General features: G+C 45.1%; 17 protein-coding genes. 5 read left to right on the top strand and 12 right to left on the bottom strand.

Translation table 11 applies throughout. From position 1 onward, the window contains the following. Positions 1-93 precede the first annotated feature (93 nt). The 8 genes from sucD to sdhC form a co-directional block, all read right to left on the bottom strand. A complete protein-coding gene (gene sucD, locus AB4375_RS10380; RefSeq protein WP_017061945.1) occupies positions 94-966 on the bottom strand; it encodes a succinate--CoA ligase subunit alpha in 873 nt (290 codons plus the stop codon). Continuing rightward, complete coding sequence (gene sucC, locus AB4375_RS10385) at positions 966-2,132, bottom strand: ADP-forming succinate--CoA ligase subunit beta (RefSeq protein WP_010436793.1); 1,167 nt, start codon at positions 2,130-2,132, stop codon at positions 966-968. Before sucC ends, sucD begins: the two co-directional genes overlap by 1 nt. Positions 2,133-2,338: 206 nt before the next feature. Further along, on the bottom strand, positions 2,339-3,547 hold the full coding sequence (gene odhB / locus AB4375_RS10390; RefSeq protein WP_017056410.1) for a 2-oxoglutarate dehydrogenase complex dihydrolipoyllysine-residue succinyltransferase: 1,209 nt from the start codon (positions 3,545-3,547) through the stop codon (positions 2,339-2,341). Between the two features lie 21 nt (positions 3,548-3,568). Continuing rightward, positions 3,569-6,385 (bottom strand): 2-oxoglutarate dehydrogenase E1 component, encoded by a 2,817-nt coding sequence (sucA, locus tag AB4375_RS10395; protein ID WP_372051535.1) that lies wholly within the window; start codon positions 6,383-6,385, stop codon positions 3,569-3,571. Between the two features lie 97 nt (positions 6,386-6,482). After that, positions 6,483-7,196 carry a succinate dehydrogenase iron-sulfur subunit gene (locus AB4375_RS10400; RefSeq protein WP_010436773.1) on the bottom strand — a complete coding sequence of 238 codons (714 nt, stop codon included), beginning with the start codon at positions 7,194-7,196 and terminating at the stop codon, positions 6,483-6,485. Between the two features lie 12 nt (positions 7,197-7,208). Continuing rightward, on the bottom strand, positions 7,209-8,975 hold the full coding sequence (gene sdhA / locus AB4375_RS10405; RefSeq protein ID WP_017061947.1) for a succinate dehydrogenase flavoprotein subunit: 1,767 nt from the start codon (positions 8,973-8,975) through the stop codon (positions 7,209-7,211). Further along, positions 8,976-9,323 carry a succinate dehydrogenase, hydrophobic membrane anchor protein gene (sdhD, locus tag AB4375_RS10410; protein ID WP_010436768.1) on the bottom strand — a complete coding sequence of 116 codons (348 nt, stop codon included), beginning with the start codon at positions 9,321-9,323 and terminating at the stop codon, positions 8,976-8,978. It lies immediately after the preceding gene. Continuing rightward, the gene (gene sdhC, locus AB4375_RS10415) at positions 9,317-9,709 is read right to left on the bottom strand and encodes a succinate dehydrogenase cytochrome b556 subunit (protein ID WP_017061948.1); all 393 of its coding nucleotides are present in this window, start codon (positions 9,707-9,709) and stop codon (positions 9,317-9,319) included. The genes sdhD and sdhC overlap by 7 nt, the downstream gene beginning before the upstream one ends. A 417-nt stretch (positions 9,710-10,126) precedes the next feature. Between sdhC and AB4375_RS10420 the strand changes: the two genes are divergently transcribed. Continuing rightward, a complete protein-coding gene (locus tag AB4375_RS10420; RefSeq protein ID WP_017061949.1) occupies positions 10,127-11,416 on the top strand; it encodes a citrate synthase in 1,290 nt (429 codons plus the stop codon). Between the two features lie 248 nt (positions 11,417-11,664). On the opposite strand, the gene AB4375_RS10425 is transcribed toward AB4375_RS10420, so the two are convergent. Then, positions 11,665-12,423 carry a Nif3-like dinuclear metal center hexameric protein gene (locus tag AB4375_RS10425; RefSeq protein WP_372051536.1) on the bottom strand — a complete coding sequence of 253 codons (759 nt, stop codon included), beginning with the start codon at positions 12,421-12,423 and terminating at the stop codon, positions 11,665-11,667. A gap of 90 nt (positions 12,424-12,513) precedes the next feature. Here AB4375_RS10425 and AB4375_RS10430 point away from each other — a divergent pair, with 90 nt between their 5' ends. After that, positions 12,514-13,272: a DUF1853 family protein gene (locus tag AB4375_RS10430; protein ID WP_017061951.1), complete on the top strand. Its 759-nt coding sequence runs from the start codon at positions 12,514-12,516 to the stop codon at positions 13,270-13,272. Between the two features lie 122 nt (positions 13,273-13,394). Here AB4375_RS10430 and pgm read toward each other — a convergent pair whose 3' ends face one another. After that, positions 13,395-15,041, bottom strand: coding sequence for a phosphoglucomutase (alpha-D-glucose-1,6-bisphosphate-dependent) (pgm, locus tag AB4375_RS10435; protein ID WP_017061952.1), 1,647 nt, complete (start codon positions 15,039-15,041; stop codon positions 13,395-13,397). Positions 15,042-15,133: 92 nt separating this feature from the next. Continuing rightward, positions 15,134-15,673 carry a replication initiation negative regulator SeqA gene (seqA, locus tag AB4375_RS10440; RefSeq protein WP_017061953.1) on the bottom strand — a complete coding sequence of 180 codons (540 nt, stop codon included), beginning with the start codon at positions 15,671-15,673 and terminating at the stop codon, positions 15,134-15,136. A 93-nt stretch (positions 15,674-15,766) separates the two neighbouring features. Here seqA and AB4375_RS10445 point away from each other — a divergent pair, with 93 nt between their 5' ends. The 3 genes from AB4375_RS10445 to fldA all read left to right on the top strand — a co-directional run bounded on the left by AB4375_RS10445 (position 15,767) and on the right by fldA (position 17,447). After that, complete coding sequence (locus tag AB4375_RS10445; RefSeq protein WP_017061954.1) at positions 15,767-16,528, top strand: alpha/beta fold hydrolase; 762 nt, start codon at positions 15,767-15,769, stop codon at positions 16,526-16,528. Between the two features lie 108 nt (positions 16,529-16,636). Then, on the top strand, positions 16,637-16,855 hold the full coding sequence (locus tag AB4375_RS10450) for a DUF2788 domain-containing protein (protein ID WP_004737900.1): 219 nt from the start codon (positions 16,637-16,639) through the stop codon (positions 16,853-16,855). A gap of 58 nt (positions 16,856-16,913) precedes the next feature. Beyond that, the gene (fldA, locus tag AB4375_RS10455) at positions 16,914-17,447 is read left to right on the top strand and encodes a flavodoxin FldA (RefSeq protein ID WP_010436745.1); all 534 of its coding nucleotides are present in this window, start codon (positions 16,914-16,916) and stop codon (positions 17,445-17,447) included. 96 nt (positions 17,448-17,543) lie between these two features. Here fldA and AB4375_RS10460 read toward each other — a convergent pair whose 3' ends face one another. Further along, positions 17,544-18,050, bottom strand: a complete 507-nt coding sequence (locus AB4375_RS10460) for a DUF4442 domain-containing protein (protein WP_017061955.1) — start codon at positions 18,048-18,050, stop codon at positions 17,544-17,546. Positions 18,051-18,060 lie beyond the last annotated feature (10 nt).

Here is an 18,060-nt window from a genome sequence, read left to right on the forward strand (position 1 = left end):
CTCGGCGCACCATAAAAAAAGGCTTGGTCAGTGACCAAGCCTTTTTAATATCGTTTCAATTAACTTCTATCTCAATCGATAAAAGCCAGCTGATTACCAACCCGTGATTTCACGTAGGCCTTTACCGATGTCAGCAAGAGACTTAACAGTCTTAACGCCTGCTGCTTCTAGTGCTGCGAATTTATCTTCAGCAGTACCTTTACCGCCAGAGATGATTGCGCCTGCGTGGCCCATACGTTTGCCCGGAGGAGCAGTAACACCAGCGATGTAAGATACAACTGGCTTAGTTACGTTTGCTTTGATGAAATCAGCCGCTTCTTCTTCCGCAGTACCACCGATTTCACCAATCATTACGATTGCTTCAGTTTCTGGGTCTTCTTGGAAAAGTTTCAAGATATCAATGAAGTTTGAACCTGGGATAGGGTCACCACCGATACCAACACATGTAGACTGACCAAAGCCTTCATCTGTTGTTTGCTTAACTGCTTCGTATGTCAGAGTACCTGAACGAGATACGATACCTACTTTACCCTTCTTGTGGATGTGACCAGGCATGATACCAATCTTACACTCGTCTGGAGTGATAAGACCTGGACAGTTAGGACCGATCATGCGAACGCCAGTTTCTTCTAGCTTCACTTTAACGTCGATCATATCTGTTGTAGGGATACCTTCAGTGATCGTTACGATCAGTTCGATACCTGCATCAATCGCTTCTAGGATTGCATCTTTACAGAAAGGAGCTGGTACGTAGATAACTGTTGCTGTTGCGCCAGTTACTTCTACCGCTTCACGTACTGTGTTGAATACTGGAAGGCCTAGGTGAGTTTGACCACCTTTACCAGGTGAAACACCACCAACCATTTGCGTACCGTATGCGATAGCTTGGTCTGAGTGGAATGTACCTTGACCGCCAGTGAAACCCTGACAGATTACTTTAGTGTCTTTGTTAATTAATACAGACATTATTTAGCCTCCGCAGCAGCAACAACTTTCTGAGCAGCATCTGTTAGAGATTCAGCTGCAATGATATCAACATCAGAATTAGCAAGTACTTCGCGACCTAGGTCTGCGTTTGTACCTTCTAGACGAACAACTACAGGAACTGTTACGCCGACTTCTTTAACTGCACCGATAATACCTTCAGCGATCATGTCACAACGAACGATGCCACCGAAAATGTTTACGAGTACTGCTTTAACATTATCATCAGAAAGGATGATCTTGAATGCTTCAGCTACACGCTCTTTAGTCGCGCCGCCGCCTACATCAAGGAAGTTTGCTGGCTTGCCGCCGTGTAGGTTTACGATATCCATCGTACCCATCGCAAGGCCTGCACCGTTAACCATACAGCCAACGTTACCATCTAGTGCTACGTAGTTCAGTTCCCACTGTGCTGCGTGTGCTTCGCGCTCATCTTCTTGAGATGGATCGTGCATTTCACGTAGTTTAGGCTGACGGTACATCGCGTTTGAGTCGATGTTGATCTTGCCGTCTAGACAAAGCAGGTTGCCTTCGCCAGTAATTACAAGCGGGTTGATTTCTAGTAGAGCTAGGTCGTACTGAGAGAACATTTGGCCAAGACCCATGAAGATCTTAACGAACTGTTTGATTTGATCGCCAACTAGACCAAGTTTGAACGCCAGTTCACGGCCTTGGTAAGCTTGAGGGCCTACTAGAGGATCGATCGCTGATTGGTGAATCAACTCTGGAGTTTCTTCAGCGATTTTCTCAATGTCCACACCGCCTTCAGTTGACGCCATGAATACAATTTTACGCGTTGCGCGGTCAACAACAGCACCTAGGTAAAGTTCGTTAGCAATGTTTGATGCTTCTTCAACTAGGATCTTAGTTACAGGCTGACCATTAGCGTCTGTTTGGTAAGTCACTAGGTTTTTACCTAGCCACTTTTGTGCAAACTCTTTAACGCCTTCTTTGGTGTCATGTAGCTCTACGCCGCCCGCTTTACCGCGGCCACCAGCGTGTACTTGACACTTAACGACTTTCTTGGCTGTACTGATACGACCTGCAGCTTCGAAAGCTTCTTGTGCAGTATCACATGCGAAACCTTCTGGTACAGGCAAACCGAATTCTGCAAACAGCTGTTTGGCTTGGTATTCATGCAAATTCATTTTGATATTCCGTTTATTTTCCCTTAAGGGATTATTATTTCCATAACGACACAGTTTCCTGTGTTACGTCTGTAGGGTCTTCTCAAAACAACTGCTGTCCATTTTCTAATGGCTTTACAGTTCAATTGAAGGCCAGACGTTGAGCAGCCTAGCCTTTGAAACTTTTTACGTCTAGCTAACGGGGTTAACTAGACGTTTTAGCGATACTAAACGTCTAATAGCAGACGTGCAGGATCTTCTAGAAGCTCTTTGATGGTCACTAGGAAGCCAACTGATTCACGGCCATCGATTAGACGGTGGTCGTAAGAAAGCGCTAGGTACATCATTGGTAGAATCTCTACCTTGCCATCAACAGCCATTGGACGGTCTTGGATTTTGTGCATACCCAAAATTGCCGCTTGAGGCGGGTTGATGATTGGCGTAGACATTAGAGAACCAAATACACCACCGTTTGTGATAGTGAAGTTGCCGCCCATCAGTTCATCAACCGTTAGCTTGCCGTCACGACCTTTGATTGCTAGCTCTTTGATGCCTTTTTCGATATCAGCGAAACCTAGTGTGTCACAGTCTTTGAGTACTGGAGTCACTAGACCACGTGGCGTTGATACTGCCATGCTGATGTCGAAGTAGTTGTGGTAAACGATATCTGTACCATCAATAGAAGCGTTCACTTCTGGGAAACGCTTCAGTGCTTCTGTTACTGCTTTCACGTAGAAAGACATGAAGCCAAGACGCGTATCGTGACGTTTCTCGAATTGGTCTTTGTACTGCTTACGAAGGTCCATGATTGGCTTCATGTTCACTTCGTTGAAAGTAGTCAGCATTGCTGTGCTGTTTTTCGCTTCTAGAAGACGGTTTGCAACTGTCTTACGCAGGCGAGTCATAGGCACGCGTTTTTGGCTGCGAGCCGCTGCTGGCGCTTCAACTGCTGGTGCAGATGCTGCTGCCGGAGCCGCTTTCGCTGCTGCTAGGTGTGCGTCGATGTCTTCACGAGTAATACGACCACCAACACCAGTGCCTTTAACGTCAGCTGGTTGTAGGTTGTGCTCAGCAAGCAGGCGACGAACAGCTGGGCTTAGCGCGTCGTTGTTCTCTTCTGTTAGCGCAGCTTTATGGCGCTTATCAGGAGATGCTTCTGTATCTTCAGTGGTGTCTTTCGTTGGTTCACCAGCGACAGCACCCGGCTTGATTTTAGCCAGAAGCTGCTTAGAAAGTACCGTAGCACCCTCTTCTTCAATGATAGCTTCCAGAACACCCGCTTCAGGAGCCGGTACTTCTAGAACTACTTTATCTGTTTCGATATCTACAATGACTTCATCACGTGCAACCGCTTCGCCCGGTTTTTTGTGCCAAGTAGCAACTGTTGCATCAGCCACAGATTCAGGTAAATCTGGAACCAGAATTTCAATTGTCATGTGCGTATTTTCCTTTTACTTCTAGTTCTTAAGTAGGGTCAAAGCGTCGTCAACTAACGCTTTTTGTTGTTTCAAGTGTACTGACATATAGCCAACAGCTGGTGATGCTGATGCAGGACGACCTGCGTATTGAATATCAGCACCTACTGGGATAGCAGCTCGGAAATTATGTTGGCTACTGTACCAAGCACCTTGGTTTTGTGGCTCTTCTTGACACCAAACGTAATCGACTACATTTGTGTATTGTGCGATGGCAGCTCTCACATCCTCATAAGGGAACGGGTAAAGTTGCTCAATACGTACAATAGCGACATCGTCTTGCTCGTTCTTACGTCTTTGGTCAAGCAGGTCAAAGTAAACCTTACCTGAACAGAACACGACGCGTTTTACGTTCTCAGGCGCCAGGTCATCAATTTCTGCGATAGCTGGTTGGAACGAACCTTCTGCCAAATCTTCCAGAGAAGAAGTACACAGAGGATGACGAAGCAATGACTTAGGTGACATTACGATCAGAGGACGACGCATTGGTCGAACAACCTGACGGCGAATCATGTGGTAAACCTGTGCCGGTGTTGAAGGAACAACAACCTGCATGTTTTGTTCAGCACATAACTGAAGGTAACGCTCAAGACGTGCAGAAGAGTGCTCTGGGCCTTGGCCTTCATAACCGTGAGGAAGCAGCATAGTTAGACCACATAGACGTGCCCACTTTTGCTCACCTGATGAAATGAATTGGTCGATAACAACTTGTGCACCGTTTGCGAAGTCACCAAATTGAGCTTCCCAAAGGGTTAGACCGCTTGGCTCTGCTGTCGCGTAACCATACTCAAATGCGAGTACCGCTTCTTCAGATAACACAGAGTCAAACACTTGGAATGGCCCTTGTTTATCATGAATGTTCGCAAGAGGAACATACGTGCTTGCATCTGATTGATTGTGCAGTACTGAGTGACGGTGGAAGAACGTACCACGACCTGAATCTTGGCCTGAGATACGAATACGCTTACCGTCGTCAACAAGTGTTGCGTATGCCAGAGTTTCAGCCATACCCCAATCGACTTGTTTCTCACCATTCACCATGGCAGTACGATCGTTGTACAGTTTATTTACTCGGCTTTGCAGCTTGTGGCTGTCCGGGTATTGACAAAGTTTGGTACCAAGCTCTTTCAGGCGCTCGATATCAATCTTGTTATCCCACTCGATGTTCCAGTCGTGACCTAGGTAAGGAGACCAGTCTACTGAGTGAAGTGCCATTGGACGCCACTCTTTAACCACAACTTCACCGTGATCAAGTGCATCACGATATTCGTTAACTAGCTGAGTTGCTGTATCAATACCAAACTCACCGCGCTCCATTAGCACGTCAGCGTAAAGCTTACGTGGTGTTGGGTGCTTCTTGATTTTTTGGTACATCAAAGGCTGTGTTGCATTCGGCTCATCGGCTTCATTGTGACCGTGGCGACGGTAACAAACCAAATCAATAACAACATCACGCTTAAACGTATTACGGTAATCCAATGCAAGACGCGCAACAAACGCAACCGCTTCTGGATCATCAGAGTTAACGTGGAAAATCGGAGCCTGAACCATCTTCGCGATATCGGTACAGTACATCGTAGAGCGTGTATCGCGAGGGTTAGAAGTTGTAAAACCAACTTGGTTGTTTACAACGATACGAACCGTACCACCTACACAGAAACCACGAGCTTGAGACATGTTAAACGTCTCTTGTACTACACCCTGACCAGCGATAGCTGAGTCACCGTGGATAGTAATTGGAAGTACACGGCTACCATCATTATCACCAAGGCGATCTTGACGTGCACGTACTGAACCGATAACTACCGGGTTTACGATTTCTAAGTGAGATGGGTTAAATGCTAGTGCTAAGTGAACGTTGCCGCCTGGCGTTGCGAAGTCCGCAGAGAAGCCTTGGTGGTATTTCACATCACCAGTACCCCACGTGTCATCGTGCTTGCCCGCAAACTCGTCAAACAGGTCTTGTGGCTTTTTACCAAGCACGTTGACCAACATGTTTAGACGACCACGGTGAGCCATACCAACAACAACTTCACGCATGCCTTGTCCGCCAGCATGACGAATAATTTCTTTCGTCATTGGGATAAGAGCATCACCACCTTCCAACGAGAAGCGTTTTGCGCCTGGGAATTTCGCACCAAGATAGCGCTCAAGACCTTCAGCAGCAGTTAGCTCTTCTAGGAAAGCTTGCTTTTCTTCTTTGTTGAAAGAGGGTTGACCAGATACAGACTCTAAACGTTGTTGGATCCAACGCTTTTGCTCTGTATTTGTCATGTGCATGTATTCAGCACCAATAGAGCCACAATACGTTTGCTTTAGAGATTTGTAGAGATCTTTAAGCACCATCGTCTCTTGGCCAATGGCGTAAGAGCCGACGTTGAACGTCTCATTGAGGTCATCTTCGGTAAGAGTGTGGAAAGAAGGGTCCAGTTCATCAACTGTCGCTCTTTTCCATAAACCTAGGGGGTCTAGATTTGCTGCTTGATGCCCTCGGAATCGATAGGCATTAATAAGTTGCAGAACCTTTACTTGTTTCGCATCGACATCTGGATCACTAACTTGGACACTGTAATGCTTTGTTTCTTGAGCGAGTCGACGGAAGTATTCACGAACACGAGAGTGTGGTTGTTCCACTGTCTCTGAAGCTTGCACAGGCAGTTCTTCAAAAACACTTCTCCATTCGTCACTTACCGAATCTGGGTCACTTAGATACAGTTCATAGAGTTCTTCTACGTACGTTGCATTGGCGCCAGCCAAGTGTGAAGACTCGAGCCATGCCTTCATCACGCCGTTGTGCATATTTTCCCTTAACCAGTAGTTTTCACGTTTGCTGCGGTCTATGCCGAGCTATTAAAAGGCCGCCCCAAAACTTCTAGGGCGGCAATTTTTATATAACTTAAACCGAACGATTCACTAGCATGGTCTTGATGTGACCAATAGCTTTCGTCGGATTTAATCCCTTAGGACAAACACTTACACAATTCATGATGCCATGGCAACGAAAAACGCTAAATGCATCATCAAGATCGGACAAACGTTCGTCTGTCGCTGTATCTCGGCTATCAATTAGCCAACGGTACGCTGCAAGCAGGCCTGCTGGTCCGATGAATTTGTCAGGGTTCCACCAGAATGATGGGCATGACGTTGTACAACATGCACACATGATACATTCGTACAATCCATCTAAATGAGCACGCTCATCAGGGCTTTGTAAGTTTTCACGAGCCGGTGGCACATTGCCATCAGACACTAAGAATGGCTTCACTTTTTCGTAGTTATCGTAGAACTGAGTCATGTCTACAATCAGGTCACGAACAACGGGTAAGCCAGGCAGTGGGCGAATCACAATCTTGTCTTGGCCCGAAAGCGCAGACAATGGCGTGATACACGCTAGGCCATTTTTACCGTTCATGTTCAAACCATCCGAGCCACATACACCTTCACGGCATGAGCGACGGAATGAGATTGTTGGATCTTGCTCTTTCAACAGAATAAGCGCATCCAAAAGCATCATGTCTGAACCTTCATCCACTTCTAGAGTGTATTCCTTCATATAAGGTTTCTGGTCGACATCTGGATTGTAACGATATAAAGAGAAATTCAGTTTCATGGTCATATCTCCTTAGTACGTACGTGCTTTTGGTGGGAACGCTTCACGATGGATAGGTTCCATGTTTACACCACGCTTAGTCATGCTCTCTGACTCTGGGTTGTAAAGTGAGTGGCATAGCCATTGCTCATCATCACGGTCAGGGAAATCGAATCGAGCGTGTGCGCCACGGCTCTCTGTACGGAAATTTGCAGCAACAGCCGTTGCGAATGCCGTTTCCATCAAGTTTTCAAGCTCTAGACACTCGATACGTTGAGTGTTGAACTCTGTAGACTTATCAGATAGGTGTGCATTTTTCAGACGCTCGCGAATCGCTTTTAGCTCTTCTAGGCCTTCAGCCATTGCTTTGCCTTCACGGAATACTGAGAAGTTGTTCTGCATACATTGCTGAAGATCTTTACGGATTTGCGCTGGATCTTCGCCGTCTGTGCTGTTTTCCCAACGGTTGTAACGCTCTAGTGAACGCTCAATGTCAGCTTCAGTTGCAGGTTTCGCTTCGTCTTGCTTCTTCAGTGTCTCACCTAGGTGTAGACCTGTCGCACGACCAAATACCACCAAATCAAGCAGTGAGTTACCACCTAGACGGTTGGCACCATGTACTGATACTGATGCGATTTCACCACAAGCAAAGAGACCTTGGATTTCAACATCGTTGCCGTCTTCGGTTTGCTTAATAGCTTGACCAGAAACTTGTGTTGGAACACCACCCATCATGTAGTGACATGTAGGGATTACTGGGATTGGCTCTTTCACTGGATCAACGTGAGCAAAGGTACGAGAAAGTTCACATACACCAGGAAGACGAGATTCAAGTGTCTCTTTACCTAGATGATCAAGCTTAAGCTTGATGTGTGGACCCCAAGGGCCATCGCAACCGCGACCTTCACGAATTTCAACCATCATTGAACGAGCAACAACATCACGACCCGCTAAGTCTTTAGCGTTTGGTGCGTAACGTTCCATGAAGCGTTCGCCGTCTTTATTGAGAAGGTAACCACCTTCACCACGACAACCTTCCGTTACCAATACACCTGCACCAGCGATACCCGTTGGGTGGAACTGCCACATTTCGATGTCTTGCATAGGAACGCCAGCACGAATCGCCATACCAACACCGTCACCAGTATTAATATGTGCATTGGTTGTTGATGCGTAGATACGACCAGCACCTCCGGTAGCAAGGATTGTTGCCTTCGCTTTGAAGTAGCAAACCTCACCGGTTTCCATGCAAAGCGCAGTAGTACCTAAGATTGCACCATCTTCGTTCTTAACAAGATCCAGTGCATACCACTCAGAGAAAACAGTCGTTTTGTGTTTAATGTTTTGTTGGTAAAGCGTGTGAAGCAGAGCGTGACCAGTACGGTCGGCTGCAGCTGCGGTACGAGCCGCTTGCTCACCACCAAAGTTTTTAGATTGACCACCGAAAGGACGCTGGTAAATAGTACCGTTCTCAAAACGAGAGAAAGGCAGGCCCATTTTTTCGAGTTCGATTACCGACTCAGGACCGTTTTTACACATGTATTCGATAGCGTCTTGGTCACCGATGTAATCAGAACCTTTTACTGTGTCATACATATGTTGTTCCCAATGGTCTTCATGCGCGTTACCAAGAGCAACAGTGATGCCGCCTTGCGCTGAAACCGTATGAGAACGAGTAGGGAAAACTTTAGAAAGCAATGCACAAGAAAGGCCTTGCTCAGAAATTTGCAGTGCGGCACGCATACCTGCACCACCAGCGCCGATCACTACGGCATCAAACTCACGAACAGGAATAGTCACTTACGCACCCCACAAAATAAACAGACCAGAGAAGAAATATCCAAGAAGAACTGCAACAACACCGACTTGAAGACCAACACGCAGTTTTGCGCATTTGATGTAGTCAGTTAGTACTTGCCATAGGCCGATCCACGCGTGAACCAAAACAGAAGTAAGCGCTAACATGGTGAAGACTTTAGTGAAGGTTCCACCAAAGAATTGCGTCCAAGATGCGTAAGAGATATCACCAGAGAAAGCACAAAAGCTAACTAGGTAGATAGTGTAAAGCGTCATAATGATGGCAGTAGCACGAATCAATAGATAATCGTGGACACCATTACGACCAAAAGTAGAAACGTTGTTTACCATACTAAGATCCCCGCTAGTAGAGACAATACCGCTGTTGCTGCGAATGCAACCTTAGCGCTCTTAGCGCCAGATTCCAGCTCTTCAAAGTGACCAAGGTCCATAAGAAGGTGACGAATACCACCAGCAATGTGGTAAGCCAAAGCGGTTAAAATGCCCCACAGAATAAACTTCACGAAGAAACCATCGACAATGTCGCTAGCTTCGGCAAAGCCTACTGGGGATGAGAGGGAAATGGATAGTAACCAAAGCAGAATTCCAATCGCGACAAAAGTTATCACCCCAGACACACGGTGTAGGATGGAAGCTATTGCTGTGATTGGAAAGTGGATGGTCTGTAAATCTAAATTAACAGGTCTTGTCTTTCTTTCTTTCACGGGCTTGCTCACTCAGCTCCATTGAGCATTATGGTCATTAAATAACCTTATGATATTGTTATGGACAAAATTTGATTGTAAACCTTCAAAATTTAACATTAACTTAACAAATAACTAAAGTTGAGCCTTAGATAATTGTAAAATAATTGTTAACTGCTCGATTAAGAAAGACACCTCACATTTCTTCTTAGCCTTGCATTTATAAGGTTTTAACCAAAATTTTCAGCGTCACTATACGACTGGCAACATTCTAATACAATTGATGTAACAAATAATGCTACACAGACCAGATTTTTAACGAATTTAATGTAAAAAACACTAACAAGTGCACACAAAGCTTCAGAAAAATTGACTTTCCCACGTAAGACCAGTAAAAAAATGGCACATAAACATCCTGGATGGATTAAATAATAAACAAAGGAGATTGTTATGGCGGATAAGAAAGCTACCCTTCACATTGAAGGTCAAGCGCCAATCGAGCTGCCGATTACAGAAGGTGTACTTGGTACTCCAGTGATCGATGTTCGTACACTAGGTTCTAATGGTTTTTTCACTTTTGACCCTGGTTTTCTTGCCACTGCATCCTGTGAGTCTCAAATCACTTTTATTGACGGTGGAAAAGGCATTCTTTTACATCGTGGTTATCCAATCGACCAACTTGCCAATAACGCTGATTACTTAGAAGTATGTTACATACTTCTTTACGGTGAAGCCCCATCTCGAGCTGAGTACGAAAAGTTCAAGACTACCGTGACACGTCACACTATGGTGCACGAGCAAATCGCTAGTTTCTTCCACGGCTTCCGTCGTGACGCTCACCCTATGGCTGTAATGTGTGGTGTTGTAGGCGCTCTAGCGGCGTTCTACCACGACTCACTTGATGTCAACAACGATACACACCGTGAAATTGCGGCATACCGCCTGATTTCAAAAATGCCAACACTGGCTGCAATGTGTTACAAATATTCAATCGGTCAGCCGTTTATCTACCCACGTAACGACCTAGGCTACGCAGAAAACTTCTTACACATGATGTTTGCAAACCCATGTGAAGAGTATGAAGTGAACCCTATCGTTGCTCGTGCAATGGATAAGATTTTCACTCTACATGCTGACCACGAACAGAACGCTTCTACGTCTACAGTGCGTCTTGCTGGTTCATCTGGTGCTAACCCGTTTGCGTGTATCGCAGCAGGTATCGCATCACTTTGGGGCCCAGCTCACGGCGGTGCAAACGAAGCTTGTCTGCGCATGCTTGAAGAGATCGGTAGCGTAGATAACATTGAAGAATACGTTGCGAAAGCAAAAGACAAAGATGACCCATTCCGTTTGATGGGCTTCGGTCACCGTGTTTACAAGAACTACGACCCACGTGCAACAGTAATGCGCGAAGCGTGTCACGAAGTGCTTAAAGAGCTAAACATCCAAGATCCACTACTAGACGTGGCGATGGAACTTGAGCGTATCGCTCTTTCTGATGAGTACTTTGTTTCTAAGAAGCTATACCCGAACGTAGATTTCTACTCAGGTATCATTCTGAAAGCAATCGGTATTCCAGTATCTATGTTTACAGTAATCTTCGCGATGTCTCGTACCATCGGTTGGATTGCTCACTGGAACGAAATGCACAGCGATCCGACGAACCGTATCGGTCGTCCTCGTCAGCTATATACTGGTGAAGAACAACGTGACTTTAAAGCACTTCACGAACGTGAATAGTTGCTATAAATCATAATGTTAAAAGGGGTTGATGTGAGAACATCAACCCCTTTTCTTTTTTACGCTCTCAACTTCGTCATCCTCAAGAATGCGAAGTGAACGAATAAAATAATATCGTCATCCCCAAGAACGAGGGACGAATGAGTTGGGGATCTCCTTAAGCGAGCAGATAAACTATACAGGTTACCTGCTCAATTCTAGAGAACGACGCATACACTCGACTCGTACCCCTTATCTCGCATCTGCTCTTAAACTGGGTTATCGATATCAATAAACTCAACATCCAAGCCATGTTCTTCCGCTAACCATTCACCTAACGCTTTTACACCGTATCGCTCAGTCGCGTGGTGGCCAGCAGCAAAATAATGAATGTCTTGCTCGCGTGCTGAGTAAGTAGTGCGCTCAGAAATTTCACCAGAAATAAAAGCATCAATGCCTTGAGAAGCCGCTAGCTCAATGTAGTCTTGACCACCACCAGTACACCAACCGACGGTCGTTATCATTTTGTCTTGGTTTTCTGGAGCGATATGCAGTGGTTTACGATTTAGAGCTTGATCGATTTTTGCTGCAAATTCAGTACCTGTCATTGGCGCTTTTAATTTACCAAACATAGCAACCGATTGTGGGTGCCCTTCCAAGCCGCCTTCAACTTCTATCTCAAGTAACTCTGCCAATTTTGCGTTGTTGCCAAGTTCAGGGTGGATATCAAGCGGCAAGTGATAACCTAAAAGGTTGATGTCATTTTTAATTAGGGTACGAATACGCTTGCCCTTCATGCCACGAATCGCTTCTGACTCGCCTTTCCAGAAAAAGCCGTGATGGACTAACAAAGCGTCTGCGTTCAGTTCTACCGCTTTATCAATCAAGGCTTGAGAAGCTGTTACACCAGTAACGATTCGCTTCACTTCTGTCGCGCCTTCAACTTGAAGACCATTAGGACAGTAATCTTTAATCTGCTGTGGCTGCAGTTTTTCGTTAAGTAGCTTTTCTAATTGTAAGTTAATCATTTTTCTTTCCAGCTTACCTTTATAATAACGTCGTTATATCAATTTACGGGTAGAATGTCGAAAGCCCCACGATGAGTTTATGAGGAAGAGATGACAGCACTGCAACGTTTTTACCAATGGGTCATCGACTCACCGCCATTACTAGAAATCAAGCCACCGGTTTCGGATCTCAGTGCATTCTCTAGCAACCATGCCATCGACTCATCACATACTTATGAGGGTAATCCTAGATTAGGTTTCCTCTACCAATATCTATGCGAGCAAGTGATCGCTGCCTCACCGAATTACTCGATAAAGCACGACGAGATTCAGATCAATGTGGAAGGCAGAACTCTCGGTGCAATCGACTTTATTCTTAAAGAGGAGAGCAGCCAAAAGCTGGAACATTGGGAAGTGGCGATTAAGTTTTATCTGCTCCACGAACAAACATGGTTTGGACCCAACTCTCACGACCAATTGGATAAGAAACTCGACAGGATGCTCAGCCACCAACTCGAAATGTCCTCTTCTGCCGCCTTTGTTGAGCAATATCCAGAAATCGATGTCGACTCAAAACACTTACTGATGCAAGGTCGTCTATATACCAACCCTTTCTTAGAGCAAAACATACCGACAAAATGCTTGGGCTATGACATTAACCCAAGCCAAGTAAACGGCTTTTGGTGCTATCAAGATCAGGCTCATTTAATCAGTGAACCACTGTATCCACTCACCAAAGAGCAATGGGCAGCAGGGACGGATGATTTCAGCAGTCAGCCGATCACCGAGTTCGGTGATCGCTTCGTCCATGGGCAAACAAAGTCGGGGCAATTCTGGTTTGTGATGCCACAAAGTTGGCCACACGGTTAGTCGTCTGAGCTAACTCAGTTACCTTTTCCCGCTTATACGTAACTAACACAAACAAAAAGGGTTGATGCTTTCACATCAACCCTTCTTCTATTTACTTAGCAACTCTAGTAATCGAGATTCGATTATAGGCCAGCGGCTGCAAATACTTGGTTAACAATCTCTTGAGCTTCTGCTTCGATTGCTTTCAGGTGCTCTTCACCCTTAAAGCTTTCACAGTAGATCTTGTAGATGTCTTCAGTGCCTGATGGACGCGCAGCAAACCAGCCGTTCTCAGTTGTCACTTTCAAGCCACCAATCGCAGCACCGTTACCTGGAGCGTGTGTTAAGCGTGCAGTAATTGCATCACCAGCCAACGTCTCAGCAGAAACCATCTCTGGAGATAGTTTCTTCAGCACGTCTTTCTGTGCACCATTTGCTACCGCTTGAATACGGTTGTACTTAGATTCACCGTGTTTAGCGGCAAGTTCTTCGTAGTATTCTTGTGGGTTCTTACCTGTCACGGCTGTGATCTCAGCCGCAAGCAAGCAAAGAATCAGGCCGTCTTTATCTGTTGACCAAGGCGTACCGTCTTTACGTAGGAAAGAAGCACCTGCGCTCTCTTCGCCACCAAAACCAAACTGGCCGTTGTATAAGCCATCAACGAACCATTTGAAACCAACTGGCACTTCACAAAGTTCGCGACCTAAGTCAGAAACTACGCGATCGATTAATGCACTTGATACTAGTGTCTTACCAACAGCAACGTCTTTACCCCAACCTTCACGGTTACGGTATAGGTAATCAATACAAACCGCTAAGAAGTGGTTTGGATTCATCAAACCTTTAGGTGTCACGATACCGTGGCGATCGTAATCTGGGTCGTTACCAAATGCTAGAGCGTACTCGTCTTTAAGCGCCAGTAAGCCTGCCATTGCGTATGGAGAAGAACAGTCCATACGAACTACGCCATCTTTATCTAGAGACATGAATTGGAATGAAGGGTCAACCGCTTCACTTACCAGAGTAAGATCTAGATTGTACGCTTTACCAATTTGACGCCAGTAATCAATACCGCTGCCACCCAGTGGATCAACACCAATCTTGATGTTTGCTTTCTGGATCGCTTCCATATCCACGACGTTAACCAAATCAGCGACGTATGGCGCGACTAGGTCAACTTCTTTTACTAGCTCAGACTGTTTAGCCTGTGCGATAGGCGTACGCTTAACACCTTGCATTTGCTCAGCAATGATCACGTTCGCACGGTCTTCAATCGCTTGAGTCAGTTCAGCTTCAGCTGGGCCACCGTGTGTCGGGTTGTATTTAATACCGCCGTCTTGAGGTGGGTTATGTGAAGGCGTGATAACAATGCCGTCGGCTTTTTTGTCATTCACTAGGTTGTGCGTAAGAATCGCGTGCGAGATACCAGGTGTTGGAGTAAAGCCGTTGTTTTCTTGAATAATAACTTCAACACCGTTCGCTACAAGCACTTCGATAACCGTAGAGAACGCAGGCTCAGATAGAGCGTGAGTATCTTTACCTAAGAAAAGAGGGCCAGTTGTACCTTGCTCGGCACGAACTTCAGCAACCGCTTGTGCAATTGCTAGAATGTGGTTTTCGTTAAATGTTGATTTGTCTGCTGTACCGCGGTGACCTGAAGTACCGAAAAGTACTTTATGATCTGGGTTCGTAGCATCCGGTTGCTGTAAGAAATAGTTAGCAACTAAAGCCGGGATATTATGAAGATCTTCCTGCTGAGCTTTCTGCCCAGCACGAGGGTGCATAGCCATTTTTCGACATCCTTATATATAAAATTTTAAAACAAAAAAACCTCATAATATCTTCTTATCCATGGATATTATGAGGTTTAAATCAGATTTCGTTAAATTGAACCTGTTACTTTTTCTATCAATTCTGCTTGGAAATTCATGCGGCTCATAAGCTGCTCAACCATCTGTCTTTTTCGGCTTGTATTGTTATTAGTAATAACCCAAAAAGGACTTTGTGGAATAGCTTTAGGCTTAGTCGTGTTGCCGTTTGCTAGCAACGTCGCTTCGTTATCTGCAAAGTAAACGCGCTTACGGCCTTTTACTTGAGTTGCTTCTGAAAAGCTTAAAGGGTCGATTTTATGCAGTGTTGATAACACAAGCATGAAACGATCAATGGCTTTCTTTAGTGATGCAAACTCATCTGATATTAGTAGTGAGCGCATTTCTTTAACGCCATCGAACTTCTCTGGAGTAAAGCCTACCTCTTTGCTAACAACGATACCTTTTGGCTCAACGATCTCTTCGATCGGAGCCATGCCTTGGCTATCAACCTGTAACAAGCGGCGCAGAATATCTGAAGCGCTTTCGCCAATACGTTCTGTCTGACCCGCAATAAAACGGTATAGGTCCTCATCAACCTCAATTGTTTTCATTCGCTTTTCACAATCTCAATGTTTAAACTCTGGGGGATTATAGCGAGATCCGCGCGGATACTCTACGTCAAACCCACCATGAATAAGATAAAAATGTCAGTACAGCTCAACTATAAAATTGAAGGTGAGGGTCACACCATTGTTTTGATCCATGGATTATTCGGTAATCTGGACAACCTTGGCTTGCTCGCTAGGGATCTAAAAGCCGATCATCAGGTACTTAGTATCGATCTCCGCAACCACGGTCAATCCTTCCATAGTGACACTCATAACTATCAAGCGATGGCACAAGACGTGGCTCAACTGCTGCATGATCTTAAGTCAGAAGACGTCACTGTGATTGGTCACTCGATGGGTGGCAAAGTAGCGATGGCACTGACACAACATCTTGCGCTGCATAAATTGATTGTCTTGGATATGGCTCCGGTCGCGTACACTCAGAGTCGCCACGACAACGTATTCGCAGGCCTGCAAGCCGTGATAGAAGAAGAGCCGACTTCACGCTCAGATGCACTCAAGGTTCTCGCAAAACATATCGAGATCGATGGCGTTCGCCAGTTTTTAACCAAATCTTTGTTCAAAACAGAGCAAGGCATCATGGAATGGCGCTTCAATGTTGCTTCGTTATTGAGCAACTACCCACATATTATTGGTTGGGAACCGATCGAGAAAACCTCGGTCAAAACCTTGCTCATTAAAGGTGGGGATTCAGATTACCTCACCGCAGAACATCAAGCAGCCGTTCAGCAGCAATTTTCTAACGCAAAAGCGCATGTCATTGCCAACACAGGTCACTGGCTGCATGCTGAAAAACCAGCAGAAGTACTTAGAGCAATTAGAAAATTCATCGCTTAACTGCGCTTTTTCGTGCAGATAAATGAGAGCTGTGTAATTACTGCAGATTAACTTTATCTCACAACAGTGATATAGTGCGCCCAAGCAAAATTGGTATATAAGGTTCCCATGCTTTACGACTACATGAACATCATCGAATCTGTTGGTTTAGATCTCCTGTTTGCCGCGATTTTCTTTTTAATCGGTATGGCAATTAAGGACGTTCTCAAGCAGGGAAATGTTCCTCCATTTGGTCGTCGCATCGTATGGTTAGTACTTTTCCTTGGCTGTGCGGGTTTTATCGCCAAAGGGATAATCCAACTAAGCTGGGAAGGAACTGGGATCTAACGATTCTCTTCCGAACTTTATTACACCGACAACAGACAAAATGAAAGGTAATGATTCTATGGCAAGTGTAGGTCTCTTCTTTGGTAGCGATACAGGTAACACTGAAGCTGTTGCTAAGATGATTCAAAAGCAATTGAGCAAACAGCTCGTTCACGTTCAAGACATTGCAAAAAGCAGCAAAGAAGATATCGATAACTTCGATCTACTGCTGCTTGGTATCCCTACGTGGTACTACGGCGAAGCACAATGTGATTGGGATGACTTTTTCCCAGAGCTAGAAGCTATTGATTTCTCAACTAAGCTTGTTGCTATCTTTGGTTGTGGCGACCAAGAAGATTACGCAGAATACTTCTGTGATGCTATGGGTACTATCCGTGACATCGTTGAAGCGAAAGGCGGTACTATCCTAGGTCACACATCAACTGAAGGCTACGAATTCGAAGCATCGAAAGGTTTAGTTGAAGGCGATGACAGCCAATTCGTTGGTCTATGTATCGATGAAGACCGTCAACCTGAGCTAACTGATGAGCGCGTATCTAACTGGGTTAAACAAATCCACGAAGAGATGTGCCTAGCAGAGCTAGAAGACTAATTCTCTAGTGGTTGTTAATTGTTACAGTTAATAACCATTATGTAGATATGAAAAAACCTCCTTATAGGAGGTTTTTTGCTATTTAAAATCTATTAATTAGCACTCAGCCTCTAATGCTTCATCATCATCTCTAAATTGCGGCTTCTTTCTTACATAGAGGGTGCGTTGAATTTCTGAAACCACATTACCCTGCTTATCTTTCACGTGAATAATAAATTCGGGGAAGCACTTTTCACCGAGTTGCGTCTGACGATAGATATCGTCAAGCTGCCCTTGCCTTATCTCAAAATCTGCATACAAGTCCGATTGCCCCGGCTTGATGAAGTTAATGCTCGCTTCTTTATCCCAAACATAATATCGTTCACCTAAAATTCCCATTAACATCAATGAGTAAACGGGATCGGTAAGAGAAAAGATACTGCCGCCATATTGAGTACGATTGGCGTTCTTATTCCACCAGCGTAGCTTAAGTACTGTCTTAACAACCCTAAAGTCAGTGCTAATGTGGGCTATTCGAATACCCGCTCCCCAAAAGGGAGGCCAAATATTAAGAGCAAATTTTACAATGTTGGGTTTATATATTTTTGCGAGTTGCTTATTCATAACAACATTC

The organism is Vibrio sp. 10N.261.51.C6, assembly GCF_041471785.1.
GTDB lineage: Bacteria > Pseudomonadota > Gammaproteobacteria > Enterobacterales > Vibrionaceae > Vibrio > Vibrio crassostreae_C.